General features: G+C 63.7%; 9 protein-coding genes. 8 read left to right on the plus strand and 1 reads right to left on the minus strand.

The genetic code is table 11. The features are described 5' to 3' along the window. Positions 1-62: 62 nt before the first annotated feature. Positions 63-689, minus strand: coding sequence for a nucleoside triphosphate pyrophosphatase (locus tag K8W16_RS02295; RefSeq protein ID WP_304120799.1), 627 nt, complete (start codon positions 687-689; stop codon positions 63-65). 355 nt (positions 690-1,044) lie between these two features. Between K8W16_RS02295 and K8W16_RS02300 the strand changes: the two genes are divergently transcribed. The 8 genes from K8W16_RS02300 (at position 1,045) to K8W16_RS02335 (ending at position 8,326) form a co-directional block, all read left to right on the plus strand. Continuing rightward, positions 1,045-2,250, plus strand: coding sequence for an aspartate aminotransferase family protein (locus K8W16_RS02300; protein ID WP_304120801.1), 1,206 nt, complete (start codon positions 1,045-1,047; stop codon positions 2,248-2,250). A gap of 145 nt (positions 2,251-2,395) precedes the next feature. Then, positions 2,396-3,664 (plus strand): dihydroorotase, encoded by a 1,269-nt coding sequence (locus K8W16_RS02305; protein WP_304120802.1) that lies wholly within the window; start codon positions 2,396-2,398, stop codon positions 3,662-3,664. A gap of 134 nt (positions 3,665-3,798) precedes the next feature. Further along, the gene (locus K8W16_RS02310; RefSeq protein WP_304120804.1) at positions 3,799-4,536 is read left to right on the plus strand and encodes a dihydroorotate dehydrogenase electron transfer subunit; all 738 of its coding nucleotides are present in this window, start codon (positions 3,799-3,801) and stop codon (positions 4,534-4,536) included. Then, a complete protein-coding gene (locus K8W16_RS02315; protein WP_304120806.1) occupies positions 4,524-5,435 on the plus strand; it encodes a dihydroorotate dehydrogenase in 912 nt (303 codons plus the stop codon). The genes K8W16_RS02310 and K8W16_RS02315 overlap by 13 nt, the downstream gene beginning before the upstream one ends. After that, positions 5,435-6,142, plus strand: a complete 708-nt coding sequence (gene pyrF / locus K8W16_RS02320) for an orotidine-5'-phosphate decarboxylase (RefSeq protein WP_304120815.1) — start codon at positions 5,435-5,437, stop codon at positions 6,140-6,142. The genes K8W16_RS02315 and pyrF overlap by 1 nt, the downstream gene beginning before the upstream one ends. Before the next feature lie 200 nt (positions 6,143-6,342). Continuing rightward, positions 6,343-6,984 (plus strand): orotate phosphoribosyltransferase, encoded by a 642-nt coding sequence (gene pyrE, locus K8W16_RS02325; RefSeq protein ID WP_304120817.1) that lies wholly within the window; start codon positions 6,343-6,345, stop codon positions 6,982-6,984. A 1-nt stretch (position 6,985) separates the two neighbouring features. Further along, positions 6,986-7,900 (plus strand): aspartate carbamoyltransferase, encoded by a 915-nt coding sequence (gene pyrB, locus K8W16_RS02330; protein ID WP_304120819.1) that lies wholly within the window; start codon positions 6,986-6,988, stop codon positions 7,898-7,900. Then, positions 7,901-8,326 carry an aspartate carbamoyltransferase regulatory subunit gene (locus K8W16_RS02335; protein WP_304120821.1) on the plus strand — a complete coding sequence of 142 codons (426 nt, stop codon included), beginning with the start codon at positions 7,901-7,903 and terminating at the stop codon, positions 8,324-8,326. It begins immediately after the preceding gene. Positions 8,327-8,451 lie beyond the last annotated feature (125 nt).

Raw genomic sequence — 8,451 nt, forward strand, 5'->3', positions numbered from 1 at the left:
AGTATCTGGTTGGGGCCGCTTTTTCCGGCAGCCCGTGTCGTGCGTTTTTGCGGGGCGCAATCTCAGCCTTGCCTCAGCGCCAGCACGCCGCAGGAAAGCAGCTTTTCCAGCACCTTGTCGAGGGGCAGGCCCACCACGGCGGACCAGGAGCCCTCGATGCCGCGCACGAGGAAGGCCCCTCCCTCCTGTATGCCGTAGGCCCCGGCCTTGTCCAGCGGGTCGGAGCTTGCGGCGTAGGCCCTGAGCACGGGCAAAGGCCAGGGCGCGAAGGTGACTTTCGTCACGTCGTCGAAACATTCCGTGCGGCCGTCCATGGCCAGGCAGCAGGCCGTGGCCACCTCATGGCTGCGGCCGGAAAGGCGGGAGAGCATGGCAAGGGCCTCTTCCTCATCGCGGGGCTTGCCCAGGATGGAGGGGCCGCCCTCGTCGCGCAGGATGACGATGGTATCCGCCGCGAGCACGGCCGCGCCCTTTTCCTTTTCGGAAAGGGAGGAGAGCACGAAGCGGGCCTTGGCCTCCGCGCTTCTCATGGCGTAGGCGCGCGGCTCCTCCCCGGGCAGGGGGCGCGGCTCGGGGCAGGAGGCGGGGCGGCAGGCAAAGGGTATGCCCACGCTTTCCAGAAAGGCGCGGCGGCGCGGCGAGCCGGAAGCGAGGATAAGGGGCCGGAGCATGGAAAAAGCGTTTGTCATGGGAAAAATCCGTGGGGTCTGGGCCTTCCGGAAGCGGGAGGCTTTTTTTCGCAACAAGGCAGGGTACGCTTAACTTTGCCCGGGCGCAAACACGGCGCGCGGGCCTTTTCTTCGGCAAGGGCGCGTCCCGGCGGCCGGAAAGGCCGGATGAGTCCGGGAAAGGCGCGCGGGAAAGGCTCTTTTGCTGAGCCGGTCACAGACGGGCCGGGGCTGTCCTGCCTGTTTTCGGGAACATGCCCTGCGCGGCGGGGGCAGACGGGCCGCTTGGCTATCGCGCATAAATGGGGTATCATCTCCCGCGTTCCCCGCGCCGGTCGCGCGGGGCCACATTCTAAGTTCCATGAAGGGCAAAATCATGAGCGAAGCTTTGGAAAGACTGAAGGAGAGGGAAAAGTCCCTCATGTGCCGGACGTATTCGCGGTATCCGCTGGGCATAGTCCGGGGCAAAGGTTCCCGCCTCTGGGATGTGGACGGCAGGGAATATGTCGACCTTCTGGCCGGCATCGCCGTCATAGGCCTCGGCCACTGCCATGAGGAGATAGCGCAGGTCATGGCCGAGCAGTCGCGAAAGCTCGTGCATGTGAGCAATCTTTTCTACCAGGAAGAGCAGCTCGACTATGCGGAAAAGCTGCTTTCCACGAGCCATGCGGGCAAGGTGTTCTTCTGCAATTCCGGCGCGGAAAGCAACGAGGCCGCCATAAAGATAGCGCGGCGCTACCAGCATGTGGTCAAGGGCCGCGACGCATGGGAAGTCATCACCCTTTCCAACTGCTTCCACGGCCGCACCCTGGCCACGCTCGCGGCCACGGGCAAGCATACCGAAGGCTTTGAGCCCGAGACGCCCGGCTTCGGCCGCGTGCCGTGGGGCGACCTGGACGCGCTGGAAAAGGCCATAAAGCCCACCACGGCGGCCGTGCTTTTTGAAGCCATTCAGGGCGAGGGCGGCATCATCCCCGTCACGCAGGAATATGCCGACGGCATCGTGGATATCTGCCGCCGTCACGGCGTGCTCGTCATGTGCGACGAAGTGCAGGCAGGCATGGGCCGCAGCGGCAAGTGGTGGGGATTCCAGAATTTCAACCTGAAGCCCGACGTGTTCACCAGCGCAAAATCCATGGCCAACGGCCTGCCCTTAGGCGCCATGATGGCCACGGACGAAGTGGCGCAGGGCTTTGACTACGGCAGCCACGCCACCACCTTCGGCGGCGGGGCGCTCGTCACCGCCGTGGGGCTCAAGGTGCTGGAGATCATGGAGCGCGACCATCTTGTGGAGAGGGCGGCGCTTCTCGGCGACAGGGCCCGGGCGCGCTTCCGCGCCCTTGCCGAAAAGCTCGGCGGCGTGATCCGCGACGTGCGCGGCATGGGCCTTCTCATCGGCGTGGAGCTCGACATGAGCGACGAAAAGGCCCGCAAGGTGTGGCTCACGCTCATGGAGCGCGGCTATATCCTGAACCTCACCTACGGCCCCACCCTGCGCCTTCTGCCTCCCCTTACCATCGACGAGGCCGACCTTGAGGCCTTCACCGGAGAGCTGGAAAAGGTGCTGCGCGAAATCGCATGAACCCGTGCCCGGCCCGCAGGGGTCGGGCTTTTCCCCGGGCCGCGCCTCCGGGCGCGCCCTTTCCGCGCACGGCGGGAAAGCGCGTTTCCCGCGCCGCCTTGCGCCTGCCGGAGCGGCGGTGCATAAGCCGTTCTAAGGAGTTGATATGGACCGCATCCTGAGAAACGCCATGGTCTACCGCCCGGAAGGCTTTGAAAAGGCCGACGTCTTCATCCGCGAAGGCCGCATCGCGCGCATCGCGCCGCATATCGCGCCCGTGGAGGGTGCAGAGGAGACCGACCTTTCGGGCCTTCACCTTCTGCCGGGGCTCATCGACGTGCATGTGCATCTGCGCGAGCCGGGATTTTCCCGCAAGGAGACCATCCGCTCAGGGACGGAGGCGGCCGCGGCGGGGGGCTACACCACGGTGTGCGCCATGCCCAACCTGAACCCCGTGCCCGACACTCCTGCGCACCTTGAAGAGCAGCTTGCCCTCATCCGGCGGGACGCCGTGATCCGCGTGGTGCCCTACGGCGCGATCACCATGGAGGAAAAGGGCCGCGAGCTTTCCGACATGGCGGGCATGGCGAAGGATACGGCCGCCTTTTCCGACGACGGCCGGGGCGTGCAGGATGAGGCCATGATGCGCGCGGCCATGGAAGAGGCCGTGCGCCTTGACAAGATCATCGCCGCGCACTGCGAGGTGAACGCGCTGCTCCATAAGGGCTATATCCACGACGGCGTCTACGCCCGCGCCCACGGCCACCGGGGGATATGCTCTGAAAGCGAATGGGGGCAGATCGCGCGGGACGTGGAGCTTGCGCGGCAGACAGGGGCGAAATACCACGTCTGCCACATTTCCACGAAGGAGAGCGTGGAGATCATCCGCCGCGCGCAGCGTGAAGGCGTGGATGTGACGTGCGAGACGGGGCCGCATTACCTTGTGCTCTGCGACGAGGACCTTCAGGAAGACGGCCGCTTCAAGATGAACCCGCCCCTGCGCGGCAGGGAAGACCGCGCCGCCCTCATCGAGGGCCTGCTCGACGGCACGGTGACCATGATCGCCACCGACCATGCTCCCCATGAGGCCGAGACCAAGAACAAAGGCCTGGAAGGCAGCGCCATGGGCGTGGTGGGGCTGGAGACGGCCTTTGCCGTCATGTACACCCATTTCGTGAAGAAGGGCGTGCTTTCCCTGGAAAAGCTGGTGGAGCTCATGGCCGTGCGGCCCGCAAGGCGCTTCGGCCTCGAGACGGGGCTCGGGGAAGGCGATATTGCCGACCTTGCGGCTTTCGACCTTTCCCGCGAGTGGGTGGCGGAACCTTTGAAGTTTTTGAGTATGGGTCGCGCCACGCCCTTTGCGGGCATGGAGCTTTCCTCCCGCTGCGTGCTCACCCTCGTGGGCGGGGAAGAGGTCTGGAGCGAAAGGGGCTGAATTTTCCGCCCGGGCCTTTTTCTCCTGCCGTGGGGAAAGGGGAGCGGGCAGCCCGGGCGTTGCCTTTCCTGAAGGAAGGCGCAAGGCTTCGGGAGCCGGTCGGCGGGGAGCCGACGTGAAACATGGGAGCAAGCATGAAACAGGGAATATATACCGTCACCGGGCACGAAGCCCTCACGAAGGACGTGTACCGCATGGCGCTTGCCGGGGACACGTCGGCCATGAGCGCGCCCGGGCAGTTCGTGGAAATAAGCCTGCCGGGCTTTTTCCTGCGCCGCCCCATATCGGTGTGCGACTACGACGCTTCCGGCCTTGTCCTCATCTACAAGGTGGTGGGCAGGGGTACGGAAGCCATGGCCGCCATGAAGGAAGGGGAGAAGCTCGATATCATCACCGGTCTCGGCAACGGCTTTTCGCCGGAAAAAGGCGGGGAGATGCCCCTTCTCGTGGGCGGGGGCGTGGGCGTGCCGCCCCTCTACCATCTGGCGAAAAGGCTTATCGCGCAGGGCTCAAGGCCCTTTGTGGTGCTCGGCTTCAACAAGGCCGAGGAAATCTTCTACGCCAAGGAATTTGAAGCGCTCGGCGCAGAGGTTGCCGTGACTACGGTGGACGGCAGCGCGGGCGTGAAGGGCTTCGCCACCGCCGCGCTCCCCGGCTCTTTCAGCTATGTATACAGCTGCGGCCCCATGCCCATGCTGCGGGCGCTCTATCTGGCCACGCAGGGCACGGCGGGCGAGTTCAGCCTTGAGGAGCGCATGGGCTGCGGCTTCGGGGCCTGCATGGGGTGCAGCATCATGACGAAGAAGGGGAGCCGCCGCGTCTGCAAGGACGGGCCAGTGTTCGAGAAGGAGGAGCTCGCATGGCAGATATGAAAGTCACGCTCAGCGGCTGGGAACTGGACAACCCGCTTATCCCGGCGAGCGGCACCTTCGGCTACGGCTACGAATTTGCACAGCTTTACGATATCAACATGCTCGGCTCCTTTTCCTTCAAGGGCACCACACGGGAGGCGCGCTTCGGCAACCCCACGCCGCGTATCGCGGAAACGCCTTCGGGTATGATCAACGCCGTGGGCATGCAGAACCCGGGCATAGACAAGGTGATTTCCGAGGAGCTGCCGAAGCTCAAGGCCTGCTTCCATAAGAAAGTCATCGCCAACATCGGCGGCTTTTCCGTGGAGGAATACGCCGAGTGCTGCGCGAAGATAGACGGGGAGGAGCAGGTAGGCCTCATTGAGCTCAACGTGAGCTGCCCCAACGTGCACAACGGCTGCATGAGCTTCGGCACCGACCCCCTGGGCGTCGCGGCCGTGACGAAGGCGGCCAAGGCCGCCACGAAAAAGCCCGTGTATGTGAAGCTTTCCCCCAATGTCACGGATATCGTGCCCATCGCCGTGGCGGCCGCGGAAGCCGGGGCCGACGGCATAAGCCTCATCAACACGCTGCTCGGCATGCGCATCGACCTGCGCACGAGAAAGCCCGTCATCGCCAACAAGATGGGCGGTTTTTCCGGCAGCGCCATATTCCCGGTGGCGCTTCGCATGGTCTATCAGGTCTATGAGGCCGTGAAGCTGCCCGTCATAGGCATGGGCGGGGTGTCGAGCGCTTACGACGTAGTGGAAATGATGCTGGCCGGGGCCACGGCCGTGGAAGTGGGTTCCGCCAACCTGGTGGATCCGTGGGCCTGCCCGCATATTCTGGAAGAGCTGCCCGCCGTCATGCAGCGGTACGGCATAGATTCTTTAAAAGATATCATCGGAGGAGCGCACTAATGGCCTTGCCGAAGAAAGATGTTATGGTGGCCTGTGATTTCAGCGGGAAGAGCGAAGTCATGGACTTTCTCGACCTCTTCACCGAGGAGAAGCCCTTTGTCAAGATAGGCATGGAACTCTACTATGCCGAAGGCCCGGATATCGTGCGTGCGGTGAAGTCCCGGGGGCACAGGATCTTTCTCGACCTCAAGCTGCACGATATCCCCAACACCGTGTGCAAGGCCATGGCCGTGCTTTCCGCGCTGGACGTGGACATGTGCAACCTGCACGCCGCAGGTACCGTGGCCATGATGCAGGACGCCCTGAAGGGCCTCACGAGGCCGGACGGCACAAGGCCGCTTCTCATCGCCGTGACGCAGCTCACCTCCACGAGCGAGGAGAGGATGCGTTCCGACCTGCTCATCGAGCGGCCCATGGAGGAGGTCGTCATGCACTATGCCTCCCGCGCCCGCGAAGCCGGGCTGGACGGCGTGGTATGTTCCCCGCTGGAAGCTTGCCGCGTGCATGAGGCGTGCGGCGCCTCCTTCCTCACCGTGACGCCCGGTGTGCGCTTTGCCGAAGGGGAGAAGGGCGACCAGGTGCGCGTAACCACGCCTGCCCGTGCCCGGGAGCTCGGTTCCGATTTCATCGTGGTAGGCCGCCCCATCACGCAGGCCGCCGATCCTGTGGCGGCCTACCGCCGCTGCGTGAAGGAATTTCTGGGCTGAGTTTTCAAGGGGAGGCGTCGCGCTTCCCCTTTTTCCGGTAAAAGGAGCGGCGAGGTCCCGCACCGGCGGGAAGGGAAGGGCGGCCTGAGCCCTGAGGCGCAGGCGCGCTTCCGCCCCGCGGCAGGCGTCGCGCCCCGGAAGGCCCGGCCGTGTACGAGAGAAACGAAACAGCATCACCATCAACGAAGGAGCCATTATTCATGGAATCCCGCGAAAAGCTCATTGCCAAGGACCTTCTTTCCATCAGGGCCGTTTTTTTCCGCCCGGACGAACCCTTTACCTGGGCCAGCGGCATTAAAAGCCCCGTATACTGCGACAACCGCCTCACCCTCACCGCGCCCGAAGTGAGAAGCGACGTGGAGAACGCCCTTGCCGCCGTGGTGCGCGAAGAATACCCCGCATGCGAGGTGCTCATGGGTACGAGCACGGCGGGCATCGCCCATGCGGCCATTGTGGGCCACATCATGGGCCTGCCCATGGGCTATGTGCGCTCCAGCGCCAAGGATCACGGCCGCGGCAATCAGATCGAAGGCCGCCTGGAGCCCGGGCAGAAGGTGGTAGTCATTGAAGACCTCATCTCCACGGCGGGGAGCGTACTCGACGTGGTCAAGGTGCTGCGCGAGGCCGGGGCCGAGGTGCTCGGCGTGGCGAGTATTTTCACCTACGGCATGAAGAAGGGGCTGGACCGCCTGGCCGAAGCCTCGGTGAAGAACGTGAGCCTCACCAACTTCGACACCATCGCCGCCGTGGCCGCAGAGACGGGCTACATCCGCAAGGAGGACGTGGCGCGGCTCATCGCCTTCCGCGACAATCCCTCCGACGAAAGCTGGATCGGTGCGTAACATGAAAAGCCTCATTGATATCCGCGACCTTTCCACCGAGGACATAGAGAAGCTGCTCGCCACGGCCCTCGATATCATCGCCCGTCCCGAGGCCTATGCCCACAAGTGCGCGGGAAAGAAGCTGGCCACGTTGTTCTTCGAGCCTTCCACCCGCACGCGCCTGAGCTTTGAGGCAGCCATGTACGAGCTCGGCGGCCAGGTGCTCGGTTTTTCCGAAGCCCAGAGCTCTTCCGCCTCCAAGGGCGAGAGCGTGTCCGACACTGTGAAGGTGGTGGGCTGCTACGCCGATATCATCGCCATGCGCCACCCCAAGGAGGGCGCGCCGCTCGTGGCTTCCATGAAGTCCCCGGTGCCGGTCATCAACGCAGGCGACGGCGGGCACAACCATCCCACGCAGACGCTTGCCGACCTTCTCACCATCTGGCGTGAGAAGGGCAGGCTGGAGAATCTCGTCATAGGACTGTGCGGCGACCTCAAGTTCGGCCGCACCGTTCATTCCCTCATCGCGGCCATGTCGCGCTACAGGGGCGTGAAGTTCGTGCTCATCTCCCCCGATGAGCTGCGCCTGCCCGGCTACATACGCAAGGACGTGATGGAGAGAAACGGCATTGAGTATGAGGAAACTACGGATCTCGTGGCCGCCATGCCGAACCTTGACGTTCTGTACATGACGCGTGTGCAGAAGGAACGCTTCTTCAACGAAGCCGACTATGTGCGCCTGAAGGACAGCTATGTGCTCACGCCCGAGAAGCTGAAGGAAGCCAAGGGCGACATGTGCGTCATGCACCCGCTGCCCAGAGTGAACGAGATATCCGTGTCCGTGGACGACGACCCGCGCGCGGCCTACTTCCGGCAGGCCCTGAACGGCAAATATATGCGCATGGCGCTCATCATGAAACTGCTGGGGGTGGAATAAATGGTCATCGACGCGATTTCCAACGGCATCGTTCTCGACCACATCAAGGCGGGCCGCAGCATGGAGCTTTATCAGATCCTCAATCTGGACAAGCTCCACTGTTCCGTGGCCGTTCTGAAGAACGTAACCAGCCGCAAGATGGGCCGCAAGGATATCATTAAAATCGACGAGATCATCGACCTCAATTTCGATGTGCTCGGCTATGTGGACCCGGGCATCACCGTGAGCATCGTGCGCGACGGCAAGCTCGACCGCAAGTTCAGCGTGGAACTGCCCGAGCGCGTGGTGAACGTCATACGGTGCAGGAACCCGCGCTGCATCACCTCCACCGAGCAGGAACTTCCCCACATTTTCAAGCTCACCGACAGGGAAAACCGCGTTTACCGCTGCCTGTACTGCGAAAGCAGGGCCAAGGGCGGGGACTAGGCTTTTCTGAAAAGCGGGGCGCGTCGGGGAAGGATCGGGGCTTTCCGCATGAAGAAGGGCCTTTTGGCAGGCGGAAAGCCTGCGCCCGTTCCGGGAAGGGCGCTCGGAGGAAGGGGGCCCCCCCT

It is taken from the genome of Mailhella massiliensis (assembly GCF_020741395.1).
Classification (GTDB): Bacteria; Desulfobacterota; Desulfovibrionia; order Desulfovibrionales; family Desulfovibrionaceae; genus Mailhella; species Mailhella massiliensis_A.

Bases quoted from the DNA above. Each gene is read 5' to 3' on its own strand.
- K8W16_RS02295 (WP_304120799.1), bottom strand. From the start codon at position 689: ATGACAAACGCTTTTTCCATGCTCCGGCCCCTTATCCTCGCTTCCGGC.
- K8W16_RS02300 (WP_304120801.1), top strand. From the start codon at position 1,045: ATGAGCGAAGCTTTGGAAAGACTGAAGGAGAGGGAAAAGTCCCTCATG.
- K8W16_RS02305 (WP_304120802.1), top strand. From the start codon at position 2,396: ATGGACCGCATCCTGAGAAACGCCATGGTCTACCGCCCGGAAGGCTTT.
- K8W16_RS02310 (WP_304120804.1), top strand. From the start codon at position 3,799: ATGAAACAGGGAATATATACCGTCACCGGGCACGAAGCCCTCACGAAG.
- K8W16_RS02315 (WP_304120806.1), top strand. From the start codon at position 4,524: ATGGCAGATATGAAAGTCACGCTCAGCGGCTGGGAACTGGACAACCCG.
- pyrF (WP_304120815.1), top strand. From the start codon at position 5,435: ATGGCCTTGCCGAAGAAAGATGTTATGGTGGCCTGTGATTTCAGCGGG.
- pyrE (WP_304120817.1), top strand. From the start codon at position 6,343: ATGGAATCCCGCGAAAAGCTCATTGCCAAGGACCTTCTTTCCATCAGG.
- pyrB (WP_304120819.1), top strand. From the start codon at position 6,986: ATGAAAAGCCTCATTGATATCCGCGACCTTTCCACCGAGGACATAGAG.
- K8W16_RS02335 (WP_304120821.1), top strand. From the start codon at position 7,901: ATGGTCATCGACGCGATTTCCAACGGCATCGTTCTCGACCACATCAAG.